Genomic DNA, 25,210 nt, shown 5'->3' with positions numbered 1-25,210 from the left:
CGTTTCCGCCGCGACCGCGGTGGCGGTGCCGGTCGGTCGACGTCTAGCCACGGGGGCGACGATGGGTTTCCCGTCCCGGGCCGTCCTCGGCGTACCGGCCGACGACGCCCCGCCGGGCCGCCCGCGACCGGTGGTGTGGCTGGCCCCGAGCGTGCTGACCCTGGCCCTCGCCCTGGTCGGGCTCGACCGTGCCCAGCTCTGGCGGGACGAACTCGCCACCTGGAGCGCCGCAAGCCGACCGGTGCCGGACCTGTTCCGGCTGACGGGGCACGTGGACGCGCTCTCCGCGCCGTACTACCTGCTGATGCACGGCTGGACCACGCTCGTCGGGGACTCGGTGGCGGCCCTGCGGCTGCCCTCGGTGCTGGCGATGACCGGCGCGACCGCGGTGACGGCGCGGCTCGGGCAGCGCCTCGCCGGTCCGCGTACCGGATTTCTCGCCGGTCTGTTGTTCGCGGTGGCACCGAGCACCTCCCGGTACGCCCAGGAGGCCCGCTCGTACGCCCTGGCCACGCTGCTCGCCGTGTTGGCGACGCTGCTGCTGTTCCGGGCGCTGGACCGACCGACCTGGCCGCGCTGGGCCGGCTACGGCGCCGCGGTGTTCGGCCTGGGGCTGGCCCACCTGGTGGCGCTCGACCTGGTCACCGGGCACCTGGTGGCGGTGTTGCTCACCTGGCGCCGGACCGGCGACCGACGGACGGCCCGCTGGTTCGCCGCCGTGCTGCCGGCGGCCGTCGCGCTGGTGCCGCTGGCGCTGATCGGTCGGGGACAGCAGACCGAGCAACTCGGCTGGGTCGGCCGGCCGACCCTGGGCGACCTGGCCATGCTGCCCGGCGCGGTGCTGCAGTCCGGCCAGGTCGGCGGGCTCCTGGTCGGCCTGGCCCTGCTCGGCGCGGTCACCGGCGCCCACCGGCCGCCGGCCGCGACCCGCGAACCGGCCCCGACCCACGAACCGGCGACCGGCGAACCGGCCCCGACCCACGAACCGGCCCGGACCGGACCGACCGGCCCACCGGCGGAACCGCTCCGGACCGGCCCCGCCGGGGCGGCCCGGGCCACCGGGGCGGCCGGGTGGCGGCTGGTGCTCGGGCTGTCGGTGCTGCTGCCGGCGGTGCTGCTGTTCGTGGGCGGTCGGGTGAGCCCGCTCTGGGTGCCCCGGTACCTGGTCTGCACGGTGCCGTTCCTCTGCGTGCTCGCGGCCGGACCGCTGGCCCGGCTGCGGCTCGGCGTGGCGCTGCCCCTGGTGGCGGTGGCCGCCGTCGTCGGCGCCCCCGACCAGTTCGCGCTGCGGCGCACCCACGAGTGGCCGCGCGACGCGCCGATCGACTACCGGGCCGCCGCCCGGATCATCGCCACCGGGCAGCGCCCCGGCGACGCCGTCGTGTACGCCCCCCGCACCGGCCCGAAGCTCCTCGACACGGCGGTCGCCTACCACCTGGGCGCCCACCGGCCACGGGACGTCCTGCTGGCGGTGGATCAACGCGACCGGGGCAGCTTCCAGGCAACCGAGTGCGAGCAGCCGGCGCGCTGCCTGGCCACGGTGCACCGGGTCTGGCTGCTCGCGGCCGGCCGGCCGACCGATCCGCTGGCCGACATGCCGCCGGCCAAGGCCGCCGCGCTGCGGGACTCCTTCACCGTGTCCCAGCGGTGGAACGTCTCCGGTCTGAGTGTCACCATGCTGACCCGTACCGGAGGCTGACCGGCACCCGCGCGGCGGAGCCGTCACCGCGGGACCGGCCGCGCCGGCCCGGGTCGGGATTACCGGCGGCTACGGGACAGCGGGACCACCAGCACCGCCTCGGTACCGCCCTGGGCCCGGTTGCGCAGCTCGATGGAGCCGCGCAGTTCACCGGTGGCCAGCGCGCGGACGATCTGCAGACCGAGCCGACCGGTGCTGCCCTGGTCGAAGTCGACCGGCAGTCCCCGGCCGTTGTCGGCGACCGTCACGTGCAGCTGCTTACGGAAACGGTGCGCGGAGACCACCACCTCGGCCGGCTCGCCGGACGGATCCCCCACCGTCGCCACGACCGGCGGCCCGGGCGCGTCCGCCGGCTCCTCGAACGCGTGCTCGACCGCGTTGATCAACAGCTCGTTGAGCACCATCACCAGCGAGGTGGCGATCTCGGCCGGCAGCACACCGAAGGTGCCCTGCCGGCGCATCCGGACCGTGAAGTCGGTGGCGGCAACGTCGGCGGCGGCCTGGGCCACCCGGTCCACGATCCCGTCGAACTCGACCGCCTCGTCGCTGCTCATCGACAGCGTCTCGTGCACCAGGGCGATGGAGGCGACCCGGCGTACCGACTCCTCCAGCGCGGAGCGGGCCGCCGGGCTGTCCACCCGTCGGGCCTGCAGCCGCAGCAGGGCGGCCACCGTCTGCAGGTTGTTCTTCACCCGGTGGTGGATCTCCCGGATGGTGGCGTCCTTGGTGATCAGCGCCCGGTCCCGACGGCGTACCTCGGTCATGTCCCGGACCAGCACCAGCGCGCCGATCGGCACCCCGGCGGGCATCAGCGGCAGCGAGCGGGTGAGCACGGTCGCCCCGCGCGCCTCGACCTCCCGCCGGGGCGGCGCCTCGCCGCGTAGCGCCGCGAGCACCCCGTTCGCTGCCTCGGTGCCGTCCAGCGGGTCGCTGGCGAGCCGACTGTTCAGCGCGGCCAGGTCCTCGCCGACCAGGTGCGACGAGAAACCGAGCCGGCGGTACGCCGACTGGGCGTTCGGGCTGGCGTAGGTCACCTTGCCGTTGGCGTCGAGCCGGACCAGCCCGTCACCGACCCGGGGGGCGGAGGTGGTCTCGCCGGGATGCCGGGGCGGCGGGAAGGTCCCGTCGGCGAGCATCTGGGCCAGGTCGTCGGCGGTGGTGAGGTAGTTGAGTTCCAGCTGGCTCGGGGTCCGGGCGGTGGACAGGTTGGTGTCCCGGCCGACCACCGCGATGATCTCGCCCGCCGACTCGCCGTCACCGGCCCGCAACCGGACCGGGATCGCCTCGTGCCGGGCCGGGGTGTCGCCGTACCAGACCGGGTCGCCCTCCCGCCAGATCCGGCCCTGGGCGTACGCGATGGTCAGGTGGGCCACCTCCGGCCCGCCGACGATCCGGCCCACCTGGTCGTCCTGGTACGCGGTCGGCGCGGTGGTCGGCCGCACCTGGGCCACGCAGAGGAAGGTCTCGTCCCCGTCGGTCGGCACCCAGAGCAGCAGGTCGGCGAAGGAGAGGTCGGAGAGCAACTGCCAGTCACCGGCCACCCGGTGCAGGTGGTCGATGTCGGCCGGCCGGAGGGCGGTGTGCTCCTCGGCGAGATCGCGCAGCGTGGACACGCAGGCAAGCGTGCCACGACCGGCTCACATCGTGGCGGTGACCTTCTTGAGTCCGCGCGGCGCGTCCGGGTCCTCCCCCCGGGCCAGCGCCAGGGCCAGGGCCAGCCGTTGCAGCGGCAGGATGTCCAGCAGCGGGGCGTACCGCTCGTCCACCTCGGGCACCGCCAGCCGGGTGGCGGCCCCGGGCACCGCGGCGGACCCGACGGCGACCAGGTCCGCGCCGCGCTCGGCGAGCCGGGGCAGCACCTCGCCCATCGCCCGGCCCCCGGGCCCGGAACCGACGACGGCCAGCACCGGCACGTCCGGGTCGGTCATCGCCAGCGGCCCGTGCAGCAGGTCCGCGCCGGAGAAGGCCAGCGCCGGCAGGTACGACGTCTCCATCAGCTTCAGCGCGGCCTCCCGGGCGGTCGGGTAGGCGTACCCGCGCCCGGTGGTGACCAACTGGGCGGCGAACCGGTACCGCGGCGCCAGTTCCTCCGGGGTGCGGTCGGCCAGGGTCGCGGCGGCCAGCTCCGGCAGCGCGTCGAGCGCGGCCCGCTCGGCCGCCGGCAGCGCGCCGTCCCCCGCCCGGATGCCCTCGACCAGCATGAGCAGGGCGAGCAGCTCCGCGGTGTACGTCTTGGTGGCGGCGACGGCCCGCTCGTGCCCGGCGGCCACGTCGACCGCCAGCTCGGCCACCTCCACCAGCGGCGAGTCCGGAGCGTTGGTGACGGCCAGGGTCAGCGCCCCGGCGGACCGGGCCACCCGCAGCACCTCGGCCAGGTCGGGCGAACCACCGCTCTGGCTGACCCCGACCACCAGCGCGTCGGACAGGTCGGGCCGGGCGCCGAAGAGGGTGATCGTGCTGGGCGACGCCAGCCCGGCGGGCAGCCCGAGCCGGATCTCGGTCAGGTACGCCGCGTACAGGGCGGCGTGGTCGGAGGTGCCCCGGGCGGTGAACACCACGTGTCGCGGCCGGCGCTCGGCGATCGCGGCGGCCACCCGGGCGATCGGGTCGGCCTGCGCCGGCTCCAGCAACCGGGCGAATCCGGCCGGCTGCTCGGCGATGTCGGTTGCCATACCGGCGCCAGGTCGGCTCACGGGAAACCTCCACTCGATGCTCAGTCCATGCGCATTCTTGCAGGCTTCGATCGCTCAGAGCAATTGAACGCGCAGAATCGCGCAGCGGATCACAGTTGCTCGCGATCATCGCCTACGCTGCCCAGACCCAGGGAAACGGACGGCGACGGGGAGACTGCGACAGGTGCCCGAGGGAACGGACGATCCACGGCTGTCGGCCGAGGGCGAACTCGCCCTGGCCCGGCTGGCGATCAGCGACGGCGATCTGACGCACGCCGCCGGACACGTCGCCGGGGCCTTGGCGTACGCCCCGACGATGCCGGAGGTGCACGAGGTCCTCGCCCGGCTCGCCGCCCGTACCGGTGGCGGGCTGGACCTGTTCCCGCTGGACCAGCACGCCTTCGTCGGCACGGTGGTGGCGCGGGCCCACCTGCTCGCCGCCGCCGGGGAGCCGGCCGAGGGACTGGAACTGCTCGCCTCGGCCACCAGCTACGCCCCCACGGCCGACTGGGCCGGCGTGCCGTGGGTCAACGCCCCGGGCCTGGCCGCCCGGTTGGACCCCGAGCAGATGGCCCGGATCCTCATGCGGATCTGCGCCGGCACCCCGGACCCGGTGCCGCCGCCGGGCCGGCAGCCGTTGCGCGCCTACCTGCGGCTGGCCGCCCACATGGTGGACGCCAACCCGGAACACGGGCTGCTGCTCGGTGCGGCCTCCGCACTGGCCCGGCGGCTCGGCGAGGCCGACCTCGCCGTGGACTGGGCGCGACGCGGCGCCCGCGGCCGTCGGGACAAGCTGGCCGAGGTGTGGCTGGGCTACGCCTACCGCAGCGCCGGCCGGACCGAGGAGGCCATCGCCGCCCTGCGCCGGGCCGTCAGCTACGACCCCGACGACCTGTCGGTGTACGCCGACATCGCCGGGACGCTCGCCGACAACGGCCGGCTCGACGAGGCGCTGCGCTGGATCGACCAGGCCCTGGACCGGAACCCGACCTTCGACTGCGCGGTGCACACCGGCCACCGGCTGCGGTACCAGCGGGACGGGGAACTCACCCACCTGGTCGCCCTCGCCGACTTCCAACGCGACCATCCGGACGACTCGCACGAGCACACGGACCTGGCCGAGTGCTGCCACAGCGTCCCGTGGCTGGGGCACCTGCCACCGGCCGGCGAGGCGGTGGCCAACGCACTGCGGCAACTGCTGGCCACCCAACCGCGGGACGGCGACGACGACGCTCCGGGCGACGGGTCCTCCGGCGTCGACGACGACCGCCCGGTCTCCGCCGGCCCGCCGCGTGCCGGCGGCGAGGTCCGGCCCCCCACCGTCGGGCGGCTGCCCACCCAGGGCCGGCTGCGGTTGAGCGGCCTGGAACCACCGAGCGCGATGCGGGCGCTGGCCTCCGCCGCCCCCGATCTGGTGATCAGCGTCGCCGAGGCGCCGGAGCCGGACATCCGGCTGCCGCGCCGGGCCTCCGCCCACCAGTTGTGGCGCTACGACGGCATGGTCGCGGCACCGGTGGTGGGGCCGCCGTCGGCGACGGCCGTCGAACGGATCCGTCAGCTCGCCCATCCCGCCTGGCCGCACCCGCCGGCCGCGTACGACGGCGCGGTCGGTCTGGCCACCCTCGACCTGGACGACCTGCTCGGGCTGCTGGCCCACCCGCCGCGGCCGCCGGCCACCCCGCTCGGTCGGGCGCTCGCCGAGCACGACCCGACGCTGTGGGTCCGCTGCGTGCAGGTCTGGGCCTGCCTCGGTCTGCTGCACCACCGCACCGACGAACCGTGGCCCACCTCCACCCGCCGCCAGGTGCTGCTCGATCTCGTCTGGGGCGTCGAGGACTGGGTCACCGAGGCCGCCCTGTTCGCCCTGGTCACGTACGCCTGGGTGGACCCGGACGTCCGGGCGGACGTGGCCCGGGTCGCGGCCGAGCGGCTGACCGACGGGATCACCGTGGCGCGGGACCGGCCGGTCTCCATCGCCCGGTCGCTGGCCCAGCTGGTGCTGGCCACCCCGGCCATGGCACCGCCGATGATCGCCGCCACCCGGCTGTTGCTGGTGCCGGACGGGGCGGACGAGCGCCGGCCGGGCCCGCTGACCCGGCTCTGGCGTCGACTCACCGCGCGGCTGCGCCGGACCCGCTGAAGACCTGGCAACGGGTCACCACCGCTGTCCGGAACTCCCCATCCGCGGGACGCGCGGGCCGAGGCCCGTGCACCGGCCGCACCGGCCCCCCACCCGCGGGACGCGCGGGCCGCAGGCGGCAGGCCACCGCCGCTGCCGGCACGGCCGTGCCCTACGCGGAGGGCCCCTTTCCCACCCCGACCGCGGGATGAGAAAGGGGCCCTGGCGAACCGTCGGCCGGCCGCGTTCGGCGCGCGCTCAGTGCACCGGGGCGTTCGCCAACGCGGTCTCGGCCTGCTCCTCCGGCGTCTCGGCGGCCTCGGCCTCGGCCCGGTCCGCCGATCCGCGCAGCGGGATCTCCTTGATGAACCAGGCCAGCACCGGCACCGCGACGGTGAACAGCATCGCCCAGACGAACACCCCGGAGATGGAGTCGGCCAGCCCGCCGAGCACCACATCCCGGATCCGCACCGAGAGCTTGGCCAGTTCCGCCGGGTCCATCCGGCCGCCGCCCGAATCGCCGCCGGCCCCGGCCAGGACCGGACCGGCCGCCGAGGCGGCCAACCGGTGCGAGAAGATCGCGCCGAACAGCGAGATGCCGAACGAGCCGCCGATCGACCGGAAGAAGGTGGCCGCGCCGCTGGCCGCGCCAAGGTCCTTCTGCTCCACGCTGTTCTGCGCGATCAGCATCGTGGTCTGCATCAGGAAGCCCATCCCGACACCGAGCACGACCATGTAGAGCGCCAGCTGGGTCTTGCTGGTGTGCACGTCCAGCAGGGTCAGCAGCGCCATGCCGGCCGCCATCACCACGCCGCCGACGATCGGGAAGATCCGGTACCGACCGGTCTTGGTGATCGTCCGACCGACCACGATGGACACCACCAGCATGCCGAACATCAGCGGCAGCAGCAGCAGGCCGCTGTTGGTGGCCGAGGCGCCCTGCACGGTCTGCTGGAACAGCGGCAGGAAGTTCATCGCGCCGAACATCGCGAAGCCGAGCAGGAACCCGATCAGCGAGATCAGCGTGAAGTTGCGGTTGGCGAACAGGTTGAGCGGCAGGATCGGTTCGACCGCCCGGCGCTCGACGAAGGCGAACGCGACCAGCGAGAGCAGGGCCAGCCCGGCCAGTCCGAGGATCTGCCACGAGGCCCAGGCGTACTCGTTGCCGCCCCAGGTGGTGATCAGGACCATCGCGGTGATGCCCACCGACAGCAGGCCGGCGCCGAGCCAGTCGATCCGGTGCTCGGTGCGGTATTTCGGCAGGTGCATCGTGGTGGCCAGGACCAGCAGCGCCAGCCCGCCCAGCGGCAGATTGACGTAGAACGCCCAGCGCCAGGAGAGGTGGTCGGTGATGAACCCGCCGACCAGCGGACCGGCGACCATCGCGATCGCCATGATGCCGGCGATCATGCCTTGGTAACGACCCCGCTCGCGGGGCGGCACCAGGTCGCCGATGATCGCCATCACGCCCACCATCAGACCGCCGGCGCCCAGGCCCTGTACGGCGCGGAAGGCGATCAGCTCGGCCATGCCCTCGGCCGGGCCGCCGAGGAGGCTGGAACCCGACATGCCGCAGAGCGCCGAACCGACCAGGAAGATCACGATCGAGGTGAGGAAGACCGCCTTACGGCCGTACAGGTCACCCAGCTTGCCCCAGATCGGGGTGGAGACGGTGGTGCCCAGGACGTACGCGGTGACCACCCAGGTGAAGTGGTTCAGGGCCTTGAACTCGCCGATGATGCGCGGCAGGGCGGTGCTGATGATCATGTTATCGAGCATCGCGAGCATCATCGCGATCATGAGGCCGCCCAGTACGACCCGGACGTTGGGTCGCACGGCCGCAGGCTGCTCCGTGGTGGTCATCGCTAGGCTCTCCCCGGATGTGAGACGAACTTACTTGCCGCCCGGCTAGTGTACTTACTAGCCGTACGGTAAGTTGGTGGTCGGTGAGAGTCAAGCGAGTTAGGCGGTTTCCCGTGAGTTCGGTGAGCGAGGGCACAGGCGGCACCCGGGCGCGCATCCAGGAGGTGGCGCTCGAACTCTTCACCGAGCAGGGCTACGAGAAGACCTCACTCCGGGAGATCGCCGAACGACTCAACGTGACCAAGGCGGCGGTCTACTACCACTTCAAGAGCAAGGACGACATCGTCAACAGCTTCGTCGAGGGTCGCGCGCAGCGGATGGACGAGCTGCTCGACTGGGCCGAGGAGCAGCCGGTCGGCGCCGCCACCCGACGGGAGATCCTGGCCCGGTACGCCGACCAGTTCTTCGCCGGCTCCGCCCCCACCGTGATGCGGTTCTTCGAGCAGAACCAGACGGTGTTGAAGAACCTCTCCGCCGGCCAGCAGATGCGTGACCGGCTGATCCGGATCGCCGACGTGATCTCCCGGGGGGACAGTTCACCACAGGGCAAGCTGCGCGGCGCGTTGGCGCTGTTCGCCGTGCACACCAGCTGGTTCGCGGTCCGGGCGCCGGAGATCGACGAGGAGGAGCGGCGGCGGATCGCGCTGGTGGTCGGCTACGAGATCCTGGACGGCATCGGCGCCACCGACCCGACCGCCTGACCGGGCACCGGGGCCGGGGCCGGGACTCGCGAACCGCCCGCCCGGTCCGGGCCGTGATCGCCCGCCCGGGCGGTCAGGTCGAGCCGCAGGCCGATCAGGTCGACGCCGGGCATCGGGGACCAGTCGAGTTCGGGCGCCCGGACGAAGCCGAGCCGGGCATAGAGCCGGTGCGCCGGCGCCGAGAAGCTCCGGGCGCAGATGACCAGCCGGGCACAGCCGGCCGCCTCCGCACGCTCCCGGCAGGCGCGGACCAGTGCCTCGCCGACGCCACGCCGCTGGGCCGCCGGGGCGACGGCCAGCATCCGGAACTCCGCCTCTCCGGGCCGGGAAAGCTCCGCGTACGCGGACCCGGGCAGCACGAACAGCACCGAACCGAGCACCTCGCCGGTGGTCGGGTCCACGGCAACCAGCAGTTCGCCGGCCGAGGCGCGGCCGGGTACGTCGGCGAGCACCCGCTGGTAGCCGTGTTCGCCGGCGAGCTGGCCGTCCGCGTCGTAGGCGGCGACGGTCAGCGCGCCGATCGCGTCGTACTGCTCCGGCCGGGCGGCCCGCACCACGACCGCGACGGTCATCCGATGACCGCGATCAGATCACCGTCCTGGACCACGTCGCCCTCGTTGACGGCGAGCTGCTCCACCACGCCGTCGGACTCGGCGACCACCGGGATCTCCATCTTCATCGACTCCAGGATCACCAGCGTGTCGCCCTCGGAGACGCTGTCACCGGTCGACGCGACGACCTTCCAGACGTTCGCCACCATCTCGGCACGGATTTCCTCGGCCATCTCGAACGGCCCTCCTCGTCAACGGCGTGTGCGTGCGAACGGTATCCAATCACGCGCCCGCCCGCTCGGGCCGGCCTACGCCGCGACTACCATCGTCGGGTCGCCTCCCGACACCGGGAGGAGCAGCCAGGACGGTCGGCGGAAGGCACGCCGAACCGGACCCGGCTGTCCCCGCGCAGACGACAGGAGAACAGATCGATGGCCAAGAAGGCACGCAAGAAGAAGGCCCGTAAGAAGAGCTCCGCCAACCACGGCAAGCGCCCCAACTCCTGATCACCACCGCCGACCGGCCCGGTCGACACCCACGGGTGGACACCGGACCGGGTCGGTCAGTGGTTCAGTGAACCTCAGTCGGGCAGGTACTCCCGGGTCTCGGCCTCGACCACCAGCTCGCTGAGCCGCAGCCGGAGCCGCTCGCGCAGCTCGGCCGGCGCGGTCTCGTTCCCGCAGCAGCGGGCGACCAGCGCCTTGACCTCCTTCTCGATGCCGTACTCGCGCAGGCAGGGCGAGCACTCGTCGAGGTGTTCCCGGATCAGCAGCCGGCGCTCGTCACCGCACTCCAGGTCGAGATAGAGGTAGACCTCGGCGAGGACCTCGCGGCAGTCGGTCTCGTGGGGTTCTCCGCAACTCACGTCGCTCACCTCTCCCCACTGGTCGCGGTCTGCTTGCTGGGCTGGGCGGCGCTGAACCCGCGCTCGACGGCGTACTGCTCGAGCAGCTTGCGCAGGTTCCGACGACCACGGTGCAGCCGGGACATCACGGTACCGATCGGCGTGCCCATGATGTCGGCCACCTCCTTGTAGGAGAAGCCCTCGACGTCGGTGAGGTAGACGGCCAGCCGGAACTCCTCCGGCAGCGCCTGCAGCGCCTCCTTGACGTCGCTGTCCGGCAACCGGTCCAGCGCCTCGGTCTCGGCCGACCGCAGCCCGCTGGAGGTGTGCGACTCGGCCTCGGCGAGCTGCCAGTCGGTGATCTCCTCGGTGGGCGCCTGCACCGGCTGCCGCTGCCGCTTGCGGTAGGAGTTGATGTACGTGTTGGTCAGGATCCGGTAGAGCCAGGCCTTGAGGTTGGTGCCCTCTTCGAACTGGTGGAAGGCGGCGAACGCCTTCAGGTACGTCTCCTGGACCAGGTCCTCCGCGTCGGCGGGGTTACGCGTCATCCGGAGCGCCGCGGCGTACAGCTGGTCGACGAAGGGCAGCGCGTCCCGCTCGAACCGCGCTCGTCGCTCGTCGGTCTTCTCCGGTCGTGTCAACCGCGCGTCCCCTCGGCTCGACGGCGTGTCCCGGAGGCGCTCGCGCGTGGCGGGGCGACGCCGGGACTTGCCCACCCTGGGCGCCGCCGGCGCCGGCGACGCCGCGGTGCCAGTCCACTGTCCCGATGAGGATACGCGCAATGCGCGGTCGGCAGATCCACTTCCGGTCGGTGTGCCGATGCTCACCACCGACGGCTGCGCCGACGGTCGGGCGGTCGGCCATTCCGGTCCGCGTAACAACCGGTGCAGCCGGGACTCGCGCTCAGCGCGCTCCGGGCTGCGGGTTTCGGTGGGCACCGGGTCAACTCCCTCGTTAGACGGCTTCCGGCTGGTGTAACGCCGGGCGCGGCACGGGGAATTCCGAGATCGCCCCATCCCTGGTCCCGGCCGTCGGCGCGAAACCACCACTGGGACGCCATGGCACGAACCCACCGCTGGGACCAGGAAGGGCCTGGGAGGACGACACCGGGCACCGTACGGGCGCCCGACATCATGAGATGCAACGACAACCGTGCCGACGGGAAACGGCGTACCGGGGTGGTCAGGCCGCCCAGCCGGCGGCCCGCAACCAGCCCAGGACGGCGTCGGCCACGGCCGCCGGATCGCCCCGCAGGTCGTGCCGCTGGCCCGGGAGCACCTCGACCCGCCGGTCCGGCCCGGCCGGCGGCACGCCGAACGGGTCCCGGTCGCCGCTCACCGCCAGCGTCGGCAAGCCGGTGTCGAGTTCACCGATCCGGGAGCGCTCCGGCCGGCCGGGCGGGTGCACCGGAAAGGCCAGCGCCACGATCCCGGCCGCGCCGACCGTAGCCGCGGTGCGGCACGCCACCCGGGCCCCGCTGGACCGCCCGCCGACCACCAGCGGCGGGTCCGGCAGCTCGGCCCGGAGCGCGCCGACCGCCACCGACCACGCCTCGTCCAGCTGACCGGCCGGGGCGGGTGCCCGCCGCCCGGCCAGCCGGTAGGGCTGGGTCACCCGGCACACCAGCACCCGGGCGGCCAGCACCGCGTCCCGGACCGCGACCAGGTCCGGCGCGTCGACGTCACCGCCGGCGCCGTGGCCGAGCACGAGCAGGCTCACCGGCCGACCGGCCGGCACGTCGACGGAGAGCCGGGCGGGCCCACGCGGGGTCCGCACCCGCCGTTCGCCACTGCGCACCCGGCCATTGTGCCGTCCCGGGTGCCCACCGACGGGCCGGCCGGGCGGTCAGCGGCGCGACGGGACCAGGGTCAGCAACCGGTCCCGGACCGGCGGGCCGGGTTCGTCCGCGGCGTCCGGGTCCCGTTCCACCTGACCGCGCCAGGCCACCAACATCGCTCGGCGTTCCCGGGGTGTGGTGCCGCCCCAGACCCCGTGGCAGTCACCCACCTCCAGCGCCCAGGCGAGGCAGGAACCCTGTACGTCGCAGGTGCGACACAGGGCGACCGCCGAGTCGGCCGGTTCGTTCGGTGCCGGAAAGAATGTCTCCGGGTCCACGCTCTGGCACGCCCCCCGGGTACGCCATGCGTCGTCCTGTTGCCGTTCGCTGACTGCTCGCAGCAGCCTCGGGTCCCGCTGTGCCGCGGCGACCTCGTGCGGGCGTGGCATCCGCGCCCGTGTCATCAACCCACCTCCCCCGTGGGACCGGCATGATCGGCGGCAGTCAATCGCCCAGTGCGAATCGATGCCCAGTGCCGGCGCTGTGTTCTATCGCATACACGCGCGGGCAGACAAGTGGTTGCGGCAAACCTGCCGGAATTGCTTGCGACGTTTCGCCCCAAGCCCGTCCAATCCGTACGCGACAATGGGGCGGTACGCGGTCAGAAAAGCGTCAGTTCGACCGTCTCGGTGGCCGGTGCGGCCAACGGCGGAGCGGGCACCCGGACGACCAGATCGGGGCCGTCGTTACGAACGTCACCGACCGATGGGCCGACCGGCCGGATTTCGATTTCGGTCAACAGTTCGTCACCGGGTGGAGTCAGCAGTCGGGCCGGATCACCGCCGCCGGCCAACCAATCCGGCCAGCGCTCCGCCGGCAGCAGCAACGGCATCCGGTCGTGCACCAGGGCCAGATCACCCCGTGCCGCGGTGGTGAGCACCGCGCAGCTGACCAGGGGATCAGCCGACTCGGCAGCGCCGGACGCCCGGTCCGGCGGCGACCAGACCGACCACAGACCGGCGAATGCCAGCACGCTTCCATCGACCGGGGTCATGAAGTACGGCTGCTTTCCAGCGCCGTCCCGGCGGACCCATTCGTACCAGCCGTCGGCCGGAATGAGACACCGGCGCCGGGCGAACGAGGCGGCAAAAGCCTTGCCGGTGGCAACGGTTTCGGCCCGCGCATTGATCATCCTCGCGGCGCCCCGGGAATCCCTCGCCCAGGAGGGCACCAATCCCCATCGGGCCACCGTCAACATCCGCCCGTCGACCTGCGAATTCCGTACCATCGGCACCGGATCGGTGGGAGCGACGTTGAAGTCGGCCACCAGTCGGCCGCCGGTCTCGTCGGACGATTCGAACAGCGCACTGAGATCCGCCGCACTGCGAGTGGTCGCGTACCGTCCGCACATGGCGCCCACGCTAGCGCGCCGGACGTCCCGGCGCTGCCCGCGCCTTCCCGTCGGCCGCCCGCCGATGTCCCGTCAGGCGGGAGGGCGCCGCCGGCGATCACCCTTCGTCGGCGCGGGGCGGCAGAATGTACCCGTGGTGAACCTGACCGCCAAGAACCCGCCGCAACCGTGGATCGCGCCGGCCGCCGCCGGCCCGGTCCGGTCGACCGTCCGGCTGCCCGGCTCGAAGTCGATGACCGCCCGGGCCCTCGTGCTGAGCGCGATCGCCGCCGGGCCGTCCACCCTGTCCCGGCCGCTGCGCGCCCGGGACACCGAGCTGATGGCCGCCGGGCTGCGCACGCTGGGCGCCCACGTCTCCACAGTGGATGACGAGCGGTGGCTGGTCCGGCCGCGTCCGCTGGAGGGCCCGGCCACCATCGACGTCGGCCTGGCCGGGACGGTGATGCGCTTCCTGCCACCGGTGGCCGCGCTGGCCGACGGTCCGGCCGCCTTCGACGGCGACCCGCACGCCCGGGTCCGTCCGCTGGCCCCGCTGATCGGGGCGCTGCGCTCCCTCGGGGTACGCGTCGACGCCGCCCCGGGCGGCTTCCTCCCGCTCACCGTGCGCGGCCGGGGCGGTGTCGAGGGCGGCGAGGTGGTGGTCGACGCGTCGGCGTCCAGCCAGCTCGTCTCCGGGCTGCTGCTGGCCGCCCCCCGCTTCGACCGGGGGGTGCTGGTCCGGCACGTCGGCCCGCCGGTGCCGTCCGCGCCGCACCTGCGGATGACCGTCCAGATGCTGCGCGCCGCCGGCGCCGGGGTGGACGACAGCACCCCGGACGTCTGGGCGGTCGAACCGGGCCGGCTCACCGGCCGGGGCTGGGACATCGAGCCGGACCTGTCCGGCGCGGCGCCGTTCTTCGCCGCCGCCCTGGTCACCGGCGGCGAGGTCACCCTGCTCGGCTGGCCGCGCAGCAGCGCGCAGCCGGTCGACCGGCTGCGCGCCCTGCTGCACGAGATGGGCGGCGAGGTGACCCTCGGCACCGACGGGTTGACCGTCCGCGGCTCCGGGGTGGTGCACGGGTTGGCCGCCGACCTGTCCGAGGTCGGCGAGCTGACCCCGGTGCTGGCCGCGCTCGCCACGCTGGCCGACTCGCCGTCCCGGCTGTACGGGGTCGCGCACATCCGGGGCCACGAGACCGACCGACTGGCCGCCCTGGCCCGCGAGCTGACCGCGCTGGGCGCCGACGTCATCGAGTCCCCCGACGGGCTGGAGATCCGGCCCCGACCGCTGCGCGGCGGCGTCTTCAAGACCTACGACGACCACCGGATGGCGCACGCCGCCGCGGTGATCGGGCTGGTCGTCCCCGGCATCGAACTCGAGGACGTCGCGTGTACCGCCAAGACCCTGCCCGAGTTCCCGGCACTATGGTCAGCGATGGTGGACGGCGGGAGCTGACCACCCACGACGGTAGGGGGCGGCGCTGGCAGGCAGGCGACGGGAATACGACGAGGAGGACGTCCGGGTACGACCCGGTCGTTCGTCGCGCCCGCGGACCCGTACCCGGCCGCGGCACACGGACGCGGTCGAGGGCTTCGTGGTGGCGGTCGACCGGGGCCGCTACACCTGCGTGCTGACCGACTCCGCCGACGACCCGGCGGACCGGCTGGTCACCGCGATGCGGGCCCGGGAACTCGGCCGCCGGTCGGTGGTGGTCGGCGACCGGGTGGCCCTGGTGGGCGACACCTCGGGCGCCGACGGGGCGCTGGCCCGGATCGTCCGGATCGGCGACCGCGGCTCGGTGCTGCGCCGGACGGCCGACGACGACGAGAACACCGCCGAGGGCCGGCTGGAGCGGGTGGTGGTGGCCAACGCCGACCAGCTCGTCATCGTCAGCTCGCTGACCGACCCGCCGCCGCGGACCGGGTTCATCGACCGGTGCCTGGTGGCGGCGTACGACGCCGGGATCGAACCGCTGCTCTGCCTCACCAAGGCCGACCTGGCCGCGCCGGACGAGGTGCTCGACTACTACGCCGAGCTGGACCTGCCGCACGTGCTCACCCGTCCGGACGCCGACCTCGCCGAGCTGCGCCGGTTCCTCGACGGGCGCGTCTCGGTGCTGGTCGGCCACTCCGGGGTGGGCAAGTCGACGCTGGTGAACCGGCTGGTCCCGGACGCCGACCGGGCGGTCGGTGTGGTCAGCGCGATCGGCCGGGGGCGGCACACCTCGACCAGCGCCGTCGCGCTGCGGCTGCCCCCGGACCTGACCGGGTCGGCCGGGCCGGGCTGGATCGTCGACACCCCCGGGGTACGCAGCTTCGGGCTGGCCCACGTGTCGGCCGAGAGCCTGCTGCACGGCTTCCCCGACCTGGTGCCCGGCACCGTCGAGTGCCCGCCCAACTGCGAGCACACGACGGCCGAGGGCGACTGCCGGCTGGACGCCTGGGTGGCCGCCGGCAACGCGGACGTACGCCGGCTGGCCTCGTACCGCCGGCTGCTCGCCTCCCGCTCCGGCGACCTGGACCAGTCCTAGGGCATGACCTCGCCGGCCGGTCGCTCGGTCGGCCCGGTGACGTCGACCGGGCCGCCGCTGCGCCAGTAGAGCGCGTCGGCGCGGGACAGCAGGCCGGCGTCGACCAGGTACCGGCGCAGGGCGGCGTGGTCGTCGTACCAGGCGCGCAGGATGGCGTTCACCTCCCGCTCGGGGTAGCGCACGCCGGGTTCGAAGACCGCGACGACGTGCTCCAACACCACCTGTCGCTTGCCCTGGGCCGCGGGCAGTCGCTCGATCCGGCCGTCCCTGATGAAGTTGCGCAGCACGGCCGCCCGGTCCGGGTCCGGGTCGAGATCCGTCGGGTCCACGGCACGGGCGGGAGCGTTCTCCCGTACCGCGGTCTTGGCCGCGTCGGTCCGGGCGACCAGCCGGCCGTCGACGGCCGTCACCAGGCCGCCGGTCGTCAGCCGGCGCAGCGCCGCGTCGGTCTCCTTGGGTCCCAGGCCGGCGCGCCGCCCGACCTCGGACGGGCTGTCGGCGCCGAGCACGACGGCGGCGAAGGCGGCGAGTCGGTCGGGCTCGGCGAGCAGGCCGGCGAATTGCTCCGGAGTCATGCCGGCAGACCCTACGCGTGTCGCGGACTTCGATCAGCTACGTTTCGAGGCGATGGCTCGCTACGCAGACGACCTGGCCCTGGCCCACGTGCTGGCCGACACCGCCGACTCGATCTCGACGACCCGGTTCCGGGCCCTCGACCTGAACGTCGACACGAAACCCGACCTGACCCCGGTGACGGACGCGGACACCGCGGTCGAGCAGGCGATCCGCTCCACCCTGGCCCGGACCCGGCCCCGGGACGGGGTGCTCGGGGAGGAGTTCGGCGGCGGTACGGCCCCCGCCGGGCGGGGAACCCGCCGCTGGGTGATCGACCCGATCGACGGCACGAAGAACTTCGTCCGCGGCGTACCGATCTGGGCCACCCTGATCGCGCTGCTGGAGGACGACCGGCCGGTGCTGGGGCTGGTGTCCGCACCGGCGCTGGGGCGGCGCTGGTGGGCGGCGACCGGACACGGGGCGTACGCCGGCCGGCATCCCACGTCGGCGTCCCCGATCCGGGTGTCCCGGGTACGCCGGCTGGCCGACGCCAGCCTCTGCTACTCCTCGCTGACCGGCTGGGAGGAGCGGGGCCGGCTGGACGGGATGCTGGACCTGATCCGGCGCAGCTGGCGCAGCCGGGCCTACGGCGACTTCTACGGCTACATGCTGCTCGCCGAGGGCGCGGTCGACGCGATGGTCGAGCCGGAGTTGTCGCTGTGGGACCTGGCGGCCCTGATCCCGATCGTCACCGAGGCCGGCGGCACCTTCACCGACCTGGCCGGTCGGCCGGGGCCCGGCGAAAACGCGGTGGCCAGCAACGGACCGCTGCACCCCGACCTGCTCGCCCGGCTGGGTGATCCCCGGCCGGCCACCGCCTGAGCGAGCCGACCGCGCGGGGTACCCGGTCTACCTCTATTCTCGCCGGGTGGTGTCCTCTGGCTGGTGCTTCCTGGCGGCGATGATCGTCAGCTACGGAATCGCCAACCTGCTCCAGTCGGTCGCCGCCGCGCGGACCACCGTCCACCACACCTTCGACCCCGGCCTGCTGCTGCGACTGGCCAGCCACCGCACCTACCTGGTCGGCCTGACCTGCCAGTTCCTCGGCTTCGCGCTGGCCTTCCTGGCCCGCCGGGACCTGCCGCTGTTCCTGGTCCAGGCGAGCGTGGCGGCCGGCCTGGGCGTGACCGCGCTGCTCGGTGTGCTGCTGTTGAAGTGGAAACTCCCGGCCGCCGAGGTATGGCTGCTCACATTGTTGTTCGGCGGGATCGCCGGGCTGGTGATGGCCGCCCAGCCGGCGCCCTCCAAGCAACTCGGCACCGTCGGCATGATCGCCTTGGTGGTCGCGCTGGGAGTGATCGGGGTGCCGAGCTTCTTCGCCGTACGGCTGCGCGGCGCACCCGGTTCGGTGGCCCTGGGGTCGCTGGCCGGGATGGCCTTCTCCGCCGCCGCGGTCGCCGCCCGGCCACTGGCCTCGGTGGACTCGTGGACCGCGTTCGTCGGCAACCCGCTGCTCTGGCTGCTGATCGCCCACTCGATCGTCGGGCAGTTGCTGCTCGGGCTGGCGATGCAGCGGGGTTCGACCACGGCGGCGGTCGCCGCCATGGACGCCGCCGGCGCGGTGCCGGCCGCGATCATCGGGCTGCTCTTCCTCGGCGATCGGATCATGCCCGGTCGGGAGTGGTTGGCCGGCGCCGGGTTCGTGGTCACCCTGGCCGCCGTGATCGGACTGACCCGGTACGCCGAGCCGCAGCACCACCACACGGTGGCCGAACGCTGGCGCCGGCTGCGGACCCGGGAGGAGACGGCGACCCCGCCGACCGGCAGCGTCTGATCCCTGATCGGACCCGGCCCGCCCCACCCGATCCGACCGGCGCTACGACTCGGCGGGCACCGGCGAGTCGGCGGGCACCGGCGCGGGGGCCTCGACCTCCACCTCGACGCCGACGGTCCCGATCCCGGCGGCGGGTTCCTCCGCCGGCGGTCGCCGGCGGTGCACCACCCGCTCGTAGAGCCGCTCCAGGGCGGCCGCCGCGCGGTCCCAGGTGTAGGTGCACCGCACCCGGTCCACCGCGGCGTGCCCGAAGGCGAACCGCTGCGCGTCGTCGGCCAGCAGGCGGCGCAGGGCCACCCCGAGACCGCGTACGTCGCCGGGTTGCACCAGCCGGCCGGTGACCTCGTCCACCACGGTGTCCGCGACGCCGCCCATGGCGTACCCGATCACCGGAACCCCGCAGGACATCGCCTCCAGCGGCACCCGACCGGCCGTGGCGTACCGCGCCGGGCAGGCCACCACGTCGGCCGAGCGGTACCAGGACGGCAGTTGGTCGTTCGGCACCGCGCCGATCAGGCGTACCTGTTCGGCGACGCCGGTCTGCTCGGCCAGGTCACGCAGCCGGCGGGCCTCGGCGTGGCCGGCCAGACCGCTGGCCGGCGGTCCACCGGCGATCACGAGTTCCGCGTCGCCGACCAACCGCATCGCCCGGATCAGATCCTCGTGTCCGCTACCCGGCCCGAGGCCCCCGACGGACAGGATGCGGGCCCGCGAGCCCCGCTCCTCGGCCGTCCCCTCCGGGCTGAACGTCACGGTGTCCACCGCGGCGGGCACCACCGTCACCGCCGCCCGTCGCAGGCCCATCCGGGTCAGCTCGTCCACCTCGTCGGTGGACTGGGCGACCGCCACGTCGACCGCCCGGGTCAACGCGCGTTCCAGCGCGATCCGTTCCCCCGGCCCGCCGTAGGCCGCACCGAGGTGCCGCAGCTGTTCGAGGCCGACCGAGTGGAAGGTCTGCACCACCGGGATCTCGGTCGCCCGTACCGCGCTGGCGGCGACCAGCCCACCGAGCCAGAAGTGTCCGTGCACGACGTCCGGCGTCCAGTCGGCCGACCAGCGGTTGGCCAGCCACCGGCCGAACTCGGGCACCAGCGAGACCAGTTTCGCCGTTGACGTCCGGGTGGACGGTCCGATCGGCACCCGTTCCACCCGGTAACCGGCGGCCTCGGTGACTTCGGCCAGGTCCGGGTCGTCCCACCGCTCGTACACCCGGACGTCGTGTCCCCGACCGGCCAGTTCGGCGGCCGTCCGGGTGATGTGCTGGTGGGTGCCCGCCGAGCCGTCGGAGCCGGACGGGGTGGCGTGAGCGCGAACGAGACCAACGCGCATGGCTGGCACCTCCATCAGGGCATCAGGGACCAACGGCCTTCCGATCAGAGGCTCCCATTAACCTCCGTGGCGGGAGCCGAAACCTGTCAATTGACGGACCGGAGAAACATCATCCGCATGACCCGCACCTCGCGGGGGTAGTTGCGAAGGGTGACGACCTGCCAGCCAACCGGACCGATGAGCCTTTTTCAACCTCCCCTTGCGCTCCGGCGTCGGCCGAGGCCGAAGACGCGGCTTGCGCACCGCGCGGTTCAGGTTGAAAAAGGTTCAATCCTGACGATCATCACCTTTCCGTGCCAGCACCATGTCCGGCCCTGACCTGCCGACCGGGGCACCCGCGCCGCCCCGGGACGTCCGATCCACGCTGCCGGTCGACGGGTACCGGCAGGTGACGGCGGACCGGCCGACCGCCCTGGTCCGGCTCACCGGCACGCTCGACCCGACGACCGCGGACGGGTTGCGGGCCACCCTGCTGACCCGCCTCGCCGACCTGCCCGGCGCCGCGGTCGTGGACCTGACCGGCCTGCGGATCGGTGATCCGGCGGCGCTCACCGCCATCGTCGAGGCGGCCCGCGAGGCCGCAGACTGGCCGGGTGGCCGGCCGCTGTTCTGGACCCGCGTCCCGCTCCCGGCCGCCGGCTGGGAGTCCGGCGCCGCCGACACCGTCGTCTCGACCGACGTCGGCGCGGCGTACGCCCGGCTGGTCGCCGACGCGTCGACCGACCGGCAACTGCACGCCGAACTGGAACCGGTGGTGGGCGCCGCGCGCCGGGCCCGGGAACTGCTCACCGAGGGCTGCCTCCGCTGGGACCTGCCGGACCTGGCCGGGTCCGGGTGCGTCGCCGTCACCGAGATGGTCAACAACGTGGTCGCCCACGCGGGCACCTCGATGACGCTGCGGATCGGCTGGCGGGACGGTTCGCTGCGGGTCGCGGTGCGCGACTACTCGTCCCGGGCGCCGAGTTTCGGCGGTCTGGTCCCACCCACCTCGCCGGGTGGCCGCGGACTGCTGCTGGTCGACACGGTCACCCGGCGCTGGGGCACCAGCCGGTTGACCGACGGCAAGTTCGTCTGGGCCGTGCTGCACCCGGAGGACGAACTGGCCGACTACGGTCGCTGAGCCGCATACCGCCCGACCCGATCGCCACGCCGCCCTTGCCGTCGGCTCCCCCGGCGCCGGCGGGTCGGCGAATCCGGTACGGGTCCCCGGCGCGTCCCGGTTACCGGCGGGGGTTCAGCGGGTAGGTCACCCGGCATGCGTGACGACGACTTTCCGACGCCCCTGTCCGATCCGGAGGCCGACGGCCTGCCCGGCACCGCGGACGACGATTCCGCCGCGTACGACGAGGTGGAGACCGGCCGGGAGGCGGACGGACCGGACCCGGCGGGGTTCCCGCCGGACCGTGAGGACGGGCCGCTGGCCGTGGACGAGTTCGGCAACACCGCCGACGAGCAGCTGGACGGCGAGTCGCTGGACTACAAGCTCAGCCGGGAGCGGTTCCAACCGCCGGTCGACGATCCGCTGGCCGGTCCGGTCGATCCGGCGATCGCCGCGGAGGCGGACAGCGAGGAGGCCGCGGCCCAGGCCCAGCTGGACGCGGACGTGATCGACCCGGGCCCCACGTCGGATCCGAACTCACCGGTCTCCGTCTACGACCACGGCAACCTGGGCGGCCCGGTCGCACACCCGGTGGGCCGACTGGTCGAACCGGACGAGGGCAGCCACACCGACACGGAAACCGACTCGATCGGGATCGACCGGGGCGCCGCGGGTGGCGGAGCCACCGCCGAGGAGGCCGCCGTCAACGAGACGGAACCCCCGGACCTGCACTGAGTGAGAAGGATCCGGCCAAACAGCTGACCGCCGGCGTCAGTCGCCCAGGCCCTGCTCGATGGCGTAGCGGGTCAGCTCGACCCGGTTGTGCAGGTGCAGTTTGCCGAGCGTGTTCTGGACGTGGTTCTGCACCGTCCGGTGGGACAGCCCGAGCCGCTCGGCGATCTGCCGGTACGACATGCCCTTGGCCACCAGCCGCAGCACCTCGGTCTCCCGGTCGGTGAGCCGGGGCGTGTCGGGTTCACCGGTCCGCCCGGGCACGGTCGCCAACCGGCGGTACTCGCCGAGCACCAGGCCGGCCAGGCCGGGGGTGAAGACCGGTTCACCGGCGGCGGTCCGGCGTACCGCGTCGAGGAACTCCGCCGGAGCGGCCGACTTGAGCAGATAGCCGGTGGCACCGGCCTTGACCGCGTCCAGCACGCTCTGCTGCTCCCCGCTGGCCGACAGCATCAGCACCCGCGCCCCGGGTACGGCGGCCAGCAGGCCGTGGATCACCTCGACCCCGGAGACGTCCGGCAGTTGCAGGTCCAGCACCACCACGTCGGGCCGGGTCGCCGCGGCGACCCGGACGGCCTGCCGCCCCTCACCGGTGGTGGCGACCACGGTGTGGCCGGCCTCGGCCAGGTCCCGGGCCACGCCCTCGCGCCACATCGGATGATCGTCCACCACCATCACCCGCACCGAACCCGCCTCGACCACGCGACACACTCTAGTGAGCCGAGGCCGCCGCCCGGCGACCTAGGCCCGCGGTATCCGCAGCTCGACCTCGGTGCCCCGGCCCGGTGCCGAGACGATCCGGGCCGTGCCGCCCAGCTCCGCCAGCCGGGCCCGGATCGACTGCGCAACGCCGAGCCGCCCCTGGCCGGCGGCCTCGGCCAACCGGCCCGCCGGCATGCCGGGCCCGTCGTCCCGGACCGACACCGTCACGGCGTCCACCTCGTCCTCCACCAGCACCCAGGCCCGCCCGCCGGCGTGTCGGTCGACGTTGTCCAGCGCCGCGCCGACGGCCGCGGTGACTTCCCGGGCGATTCGTGCCGGCAGGCGTACCGGGGTGGCCGGGATGGCGATCGAGACGAGCGCGGAACCGTACCGGCCGAGCAGTTCGGCCAGGTCGAGGGTCGCACCGTCGTCCCCGGCGGTGGCGGTCGATCCCGCCGTGATCAGCGACCGCAGCGCGGCCTCCTGCTCGCCGGCGAGCCGGGCCAGTTCGCCCGCCTCCCCGTCGAGCCGGGCGCCGCGCCGCTGGACCAGCGCGAGCACCTGCAGCACCGAGTCGTGGATCCCCCGGGCCAGCCGCTCCCGCTCCCGGGTCGCGGCCTCCCGCTCCCGGGTCGCGGCCTCCAGCTCGACGGCCCGCTGCAGCCGCGACTCGGTGACCGCCGCCAGCCGGGCGAGGTGCCCCACCGCCACCGCGGCGAGCAGCAGCAGCATGCCGCCGGTGAGCGACGACTGGTTCACCCGCTCGCGGACGCTCAGGTCGGCCGCGCCGAGCAGGACCGCCGCGGCCACGCCCCACCGCCGCCCACCGGTGACGGCCCAGGCCAGCACCGGCGCGGCCAGCCAGGCCACCGCCAGGGTGGGCGCCCCGGCCGCCAGCCCGGCCCGGCCGATCACCCACGGGCTGAGCAGCAGCACCGCCATGGTCAACAACAGGTCCACGCCGAGCAGCGGCCAGCGGCGCCGCTCCGGCCGGGCGTACGCGAAGGCGGTGTACCCGGTCCAGCCCGCCATCGCCAGCAGGACCGGCACGGCGGCCACCGGATGGGCGTACTGCCGGAGGTTGTTCAGCGCCAGCGCGACCACGTACCCGAGTGCGGCGAACCGGAACACCGCGATGGAGCGCCAGAGCGGGGCCAGCAGGCTGCCGGTCGGTGAGGGGGCGGTCACGCCGCGACCATGCCACATCGGGCCGGACCCGACGACGAAGGTGCCACGAGCCCTCGTCGTGCGGGATGCCATATGGAGACGTACGGTGGAAAAGCCGCGAAAACTCGACCAGCAACGGTGGGACCGGACCCATGACCGACGCAGATCCTGACGCACCGCGTACGGTAGTGCCCATCGAATCCACCGCTCTGCTCGCCGAGTCCTTCGACCGTGGTCGGGTGACCGACCTGCGGCACGTCGTGGCCTCCTCCGTCGAGGCGACCGGGCTTTCCGGTCAGCGCCTCGACGATTTCGTGCTGGCCGTCAACGAACTGCTCACCAACGCCGTACGGCACGGCGGCGGCCGGGGGGTGCTGCGGCTGTGGTGCGAGCGGGACACGGTGCTCTGCGAGGTCTCCGACGACGGCGGCGGCATCGGCGCCGAACGGCTCGCCGACCGGCAGCGCCCGGCGCCGGACACGGCCGGCGGCTGGGGGCTGTGGCTGGCCGAGCAGCTCAGCGACAGCATGGACGTGCGGACCGGTCCGGCCGGCACCACGGTACGGATCACCGCCGCCGTCGGGACGCCCGAGCCGGCCAACGGCCCCGACCCGGCGGTCGAGCCGGAGCGCCGGCGGCAGTGACCGGCCGGCCTACCAGGTACGCCCAGTGAGCCGCTGGTAGACGTCCACGTACCGGTCCCGGGTGGCCTCGACGACCTCCGGCGGCAGCTCCGGTGCGGGCGACTGCCGGTCCCAGCCGGATTCGGTCACCCAGTCCCGGACGTACTGCTTGTCGTACGAGAACTGGGAGCGGCCCGGCTGGTAGGAGTCGGCCGGCCAGAACCGGGACGAGTCCGCGGTGAGCACCTCGTCGCCGAGCACCAACCGACCGTCCGGTGCCCAGCCCAGTTCGAGCTTGGTGTCGGCCACGATGATGCCCCGGTCGGCGGCCGTCTCGGCGCCGCGCCGGTAGACGTTCACGGTGATCTCCCGCAGCGCGGCGGCCGTCTCCGCGCCCACCTTGGTCACCACGTCCTCGAAGGTGATGAACTCGTCGTGCTCGCCGAGGGCCGCCTTGGTGGTGGGTGTGAAGATCGGTTCCGGCAGGATCGCCGACTCGACCAGGCCGGGCGGCAGCTCGACCCCGGACACCGCACCGGTACGCCGGTACTCCGCCAGCCCGGAGCCGGTCAGGTAGCCGCGGGCGATGCACTCGACCGGCACCATCTCCAGCCGTCGGCACCGGATGGCCCGCCCGGCGAACTCGGCCGGCACGTCGGTGGCCGAGATCACGTGGTTGGGCACCAGGTCGGCGAGCTGTTCGAACCACCAGAGGGAGAGCGCGGTGAGAAGCTTGCCCTTGTCGGGGATCGGTGTGGGCAGCACGGTGTCGTAGACCGAGATCCGGTCCGAGGCGACCAGGATCAGGTCGTCTCCGTCGGAATAGACGTCCCGCACCTTGCCCGAATGCACAAGTTCCACGCCCGCCAGTACACCACGACCCGTTCGACGGGCCGGCGTAGCCGTCCGCTTCGCCGACTGGTGGACGACGGACCGGACCGGATCTCCTCCCCCGGATTGACACCATCCGTACGCCCTGGGTGAATGTTCCAGGTCACCGCAACCCCCGGCGGTGCCGTCAG

General features: G+C 73.7%; 25 protein-coding genes and 1 pseudogene. 11 read left to right on the top strand and 15 right to left on the bottom strand.

From position 1 onward, the window contains the following. The first annotated feature begins 61 nt into the window (after nt 1–61). Nucleotides 62–1,699: a glycosyltransferase family 39 protein gene (locus ACFOX0_RS13585; RefSeq protein WP_377545341.1), complete on the top strand. Its 1,638-nt coding sequence runs from the start codon at nt 62–64 to the stop codon at nt 1,697–1,699. Between the two features lie 59 nt (nt 1,700–1,758). Here the strand turns inward: ACFOX0_RS13585 and ACFOX0_RS13580 are convergent, their stop codons facing one another. Beyond that, nucleotides 1,759–3,312 carry a histidine kinase N-terminal domain-containing protein gene (locus ACFOX0_RS13580; RefSeq protein ID WP_377545339.1) on the bottom strand — a complete coding sequence of 518 codons (1,554 nt, stop codon included), beginning with the start codon at nt 3,310–3,312 and terminating at the stop codon, nt 1,759–1,761. Nucleotides 3,313–3,336: 24 nt separating this feature from the next. Continuing rightward, nucleotides 3,337–4,371, bottom strand: coding sequence for an SIS domain-containing protein (locus ACFOX0_RS13575; RefSeq protein WP_377545337.1), 1,035 nt, complete (start codon nt 4,369–4,371; stop codon nt 3,337–3,339). A gap of 184 nt (nt 4,372–4,555) precedes the next feature. Here ACFOX0_RS13575 and ACFOX0_RS13570 point away from each other — a divergent pair, with 184 nt between their 5' ends. Next, on the top strand, nt 4,556–6,511 hold the full coding sequence (locus ACFOX0_RS13570; RefSeq protein WP_377545335.1) for a tetratricopeptide repeat protein: 1,956 nt from the start codon (nt 4,556–4,558) through the stop codon (nt 6,509–6,511). A 237-nt stretch (nt 6,512–6,748) separates the two neighbouring features. Here ACFOX0_RS13570 and ACFOX0_RS13565 read toward each other — a convergent pair whose 3' ends face one another. Beyond that, nucleotides 6,749–8,353, bottom strand: coding sequence for an MDR family MFS transporter (locus ACFOX0_RS13565; RefSeq protein WP_377545333.1), 1,605 nt, complete (start codon nt 8,351–8,353; stop codon nt 6,749–6,751). A 122-nt stretch (nt 8,354–8,475) separates the two neighbouring features. Between ACFOX0_RS13565 and ACFOX0_RS13560 the strand changes: the two genes are divergently transcribed. After that, nucleotides 8,476–9,054, top strand: coding sequence for a TetR/AcrR family transcriptional regulator (locus ACFOX0_RS13560; protein ID WP_377545331.1), 579 nt, complete (start codon nt 8,476–8,478; stop codon nt 9,052–9,054). Between the two features lie 68 nt (nt 9,055–9,122). Here the strand turns inward: ACFOX0_RS13560 and ACFOX0_RS13555 are convergent. Both ACFOX0_RS13555 and ACFOX0_RS13550 read right to left on the bottom strand, forming a co-directional pair. Then, a pseudogene (locus ACFOX0_RS13555) lies at nt 9,123–9,626 on the bottom strand (GNAT family N-acetyltransferase); the annotation flags it as partial. Further along, nucleotides 9,623–9,838 (bottom strand): biotin/lipoyl-binding carrier protein, encoded by a 216-nt coding sequence (locus ACFOX0_RS13550; RefSeq protein WP_377545329.1) that lies wholly within the window; start codon nt 9,836–9,838, stop codon nt 9,623–9,625. The pseudogene ACFOX0_RS13555 and the gene ACFOX0_RS13550, both read right to left, overlap by 4 nt. Nucleotides 9,839–10,036: 198 nt before the next feature. Here ACFOX0_RS13550 and ACFOX0_RS13545 point away from each other — a divergent pair, with 198 nt between their 5' ends. Beyond that, the gene (locus tag ACFOX0_RS13545) at nt 10,037–10,111 is read left to right on the top strand and encodes a 50S ribosomal protein bL37 (protein WP_369752275.1); all 75 of its coding nucleotides are present in this window, start codon (nt 10,037–10,039) and stop codon (nt 10,109–10,111) included. A gap of 74 nt (nt 10,112–10,185) precedes the next feature. Here the strand turns inward: ACFOX0_RS13545 and rsrA are convergent, their stop codons facing one another. The 5 genes from rsrA to ACFOX0_RS13520 all read right to left on the bottom strand — a co-directional run bounded on the left by rsrA (nt 10,186) and on the right by ACFOX0_RS13520 (nt 13,637). After that, entirely contained in the window at nt 10,186–10,470 is a 285-nt protein-coding gene (rsrA, locus tag ACFOX0_RS13540; RefSeq protein WP_377545327.1) for a mycothiol system anti-sigma-R factor, read from the bottom strand. Between the two features lie 5 nt (nt 10,471–10,475). Further along, on the bottom strand, nt 10,476–11,387 hold the full coding sequence (locus tag ACFOX0_RS13535; RefSeq protein WP_377545325.1) for a sigma-70 family RNA polymerase sigma factor: 912 nt from the start codon (nt 11,385–11,387) through the stop codon (nt 10,476–10,478). Nucleotides 11,388–11,631: 244 nt separating this feature from the next. After that, entirely contained in the window at nt 11,632–12,246 is a 615-nt protein-coding gene (locus tag ACFOX0_RS13530; RefSeq protein WP_377545323.1) for an alpha/beta hydrolase family protein, read from the bottom strand. Between the two features lie 48 nt (nt 12,247–12,294). Continuing rightward, entirely contained in the window at nt 12,295–12,690 is a 396-nt protein-coding gene (locus tag ACFOX0_RS13525; protein ID WP_377545321.1) for a WhiB family transcriptional regulator, read from the bottom strand. Nucleotides 12,691–12,887: 197 nt separating this feature from the next. Then, nucleotides 12,888–13,637: an SOS response-associated peptidase gene (locus ACFOX0_RS13520; protein ID WP_377545319.1), complete on the bottom strand. Its 750-nt coding sequence runs from the start codon at nt 13,635–13,637 to the stop codon at nt 12,888–12,890. Between the two features lie 133 nt (nt 13,638–13,770). Between ACFOX0_RS13520 and aroA the strand changes: the two genes are divergently transcribed. Then, nucleotides 13,771–15,072, top strand: coding sequence for a 3-phosphoshikimate 1-carboxyvinyltransferase (gene aroA / locus ACFOX0_RS13515; RefSeq protein WP_377545317.1), 1,302 nt, complete (start codon nt 13,771–13,773; stop codon nt 15,070–15,072). Nucleotides 15,073–15,211: 139 nt separating this feature from the next. Then, nucleotides 15,212–16,147, top strand: a complete 936-nt coding sequence (gene rsgA / locus ACFOX0_RS13510; protein ID WP_377545315.1) for a ribosome small subunit-dependent GTPase A — start codon at nt 15,212–15,214, stop codon at nt 16,145–16,147. Here the strand turns inward: rsgA and ACFOX0_RS13505 are convergent. Next, nucleotides 16,144–16,722: a DUF2087 domain-containing protein gene (locus ACFOX0_RS13505; RefSeq protein ID WP_377545313.1), complete on the bottom strand. Its 579-nt coding sequence runs from the start codon at nt 16,720–16,722 to the stop codon at nt 16,144–16,146. The genes rsgA and ACFOX0_RS13505 overlap by 4 nt on opposite strands. 52 nt (nt 16,723–16,774) lie before the next feature. Between ACFOX0_RS13505 and hisN the strand changes: the two genes are divergently transcribed. Continuing rightward, entirely contained in the window at nt 16,775–17,584 is an 810-nt protein-coding gene (hisN, locus tag ACFOX0_RS13500; RefSeq protein WP_377545311.1) for a histidinol-phosphatase, read from the top strand. 79 nt (nt 17,585–17,663) lie between these two features. Then, nucleotides 17,664–18,536: a hypothetical protein gene (locus tag ACFOX0_RS13495; RefSeq protein ID WP_377545468.1), complete on the top strand. Its 873-nt coding sequence runs from the start codon at nt 17,664–17,666 to the stop codon at nt 18,534–18,536. A gap of 42 nt (nt 18,537–18,578) precedes the next feature. Here ACFOX0_RS13495 and ACFOX0_RS13490 read toward each other — a convergent pair whose 3' ends face one another. Next, nucleotides 18,579–19,865: a glycosyltransferase gene (locus tag ACFOX0_RS13490; RefSeq protein WP_377545309.1), complete on the bottom strand. Its 1,287-nt coding sequence runs from the start codon at nt 19,863–19,865 to the stop codon at nt 18,579–18,581. Nucleotides 19,866–20,169: 304 nt separating this feature from the next. On the opposite strand from ACFOX0_RS13490, the gene ACFOX0_RS13485 reads away from it, so the two are divergent. Next, the gene (locus ACFOX0_RS13485; protein ID WP_377545308.1) at nt 20,170–20,985 is read left to right on the top strand and encodes an STAS domain-containing protein; all 816 of its coding nucleotides are present in this window, start codon (nt 20,170–20,172) and stop codon (nt 20,983–20,985) included. Nucleotides 20,986–21,120: 135 nt separating this feature from the next. Beyond that, the gene (locus tag ACFOX0_RS13480) at nt 21,121–21,699 is read left to right on the top strand and encodes a DUF5709 domain-containing protein (protein WP_377545306.1); all 579 of its coding nucleotides are present in this window, start codon (nt 21,121–21,123) and stop codon (nt 21,697–21,699) included. Nucleotides 21,700–21,735: 36 nt separating this feature from the next. Here the strand turns inward: ACFOX0_RS13480 and ACFOX0_RS13475 are convergent, their stop codons facing one another. Both ACFOX0_RS13475 and macS read right to left on the bottom strand, forming a co-directional pair. After that, nucleotides 21,736–22,371 carry a response regulator gene (locus ACFOX0_RS13475; RefSeq protein ID WP_377545466.1) on the bottom strand — a complete coding sequence of 212 codons (636 nt, stop codon included), beginning with the start codon at nt 22,369–22,371 and terminating at the stop codon, nt 21,736–21,738. Nucleotides 22,372–22,437: 66 nt separating this feature from the next. Continuing rightward, nucleotides 22,438–23,586, bottom strand: a complete 1,149-nt coding sequence (gene macS / locus ACFOX0_RS13470; RefSeq protein ID WP_377545304.1) for a MacS family sensor histidine kinase — start codon at nt 23,584–23,586, stop codon at nt 22,438–22,440. 131 nt (nt 23,587–23,717) lie between these two features. Here macS and ACFOX0_RS13465 point away from each other — a divergent pair, with 131 nt between their 5' ends. After that, the gene (locus ACFOX0_RS13465; RefSeq protein ID WP_377545302.1) at nt 23,718–24,209 is read left to right on the top strand and encodes an ATP-binding protein; all 492 of its coding nucleotides are present in this window, start codon (nt 23,718–23,720) and stop codon (nt 24,207–24,209) included. A 9-nt stretch (nt 24,210–24,218) separates the two neighbouring features. Here the strand turns inward: ACFOX0_RS13465 and ACFOX0_RS13460 are convergent, their stop codons facing one another. Then, a complete protein-coding gene (locus ACFOX0_RS13460) occupies nt 24,219–25,049 on the bottom strand; it encodes a phosphoribosylaminoimidazolesuccinocarboxamide synthase (RefSeq protein ID WP_377545300.1) in 831 nt (276 codons plus the stop codon). Nucleotides 25,050–25,210: the final 161 nt, after the last annotated feature.

Source organism: Micromonospora zhanjiangensis (genome assembly GCF_042650605.1).
GTDB lineage: Bacteria > Actinomycetota > Actinomycetes > Mycobacteriales > Micromonosporaceae > Micromonospora_J > Micromonospora_J zhanjiangensis.
Note: the sequence above shows the minus strand (reverse complement) of the source record. Positions and strands in the feature narration are given on the sequence as shown.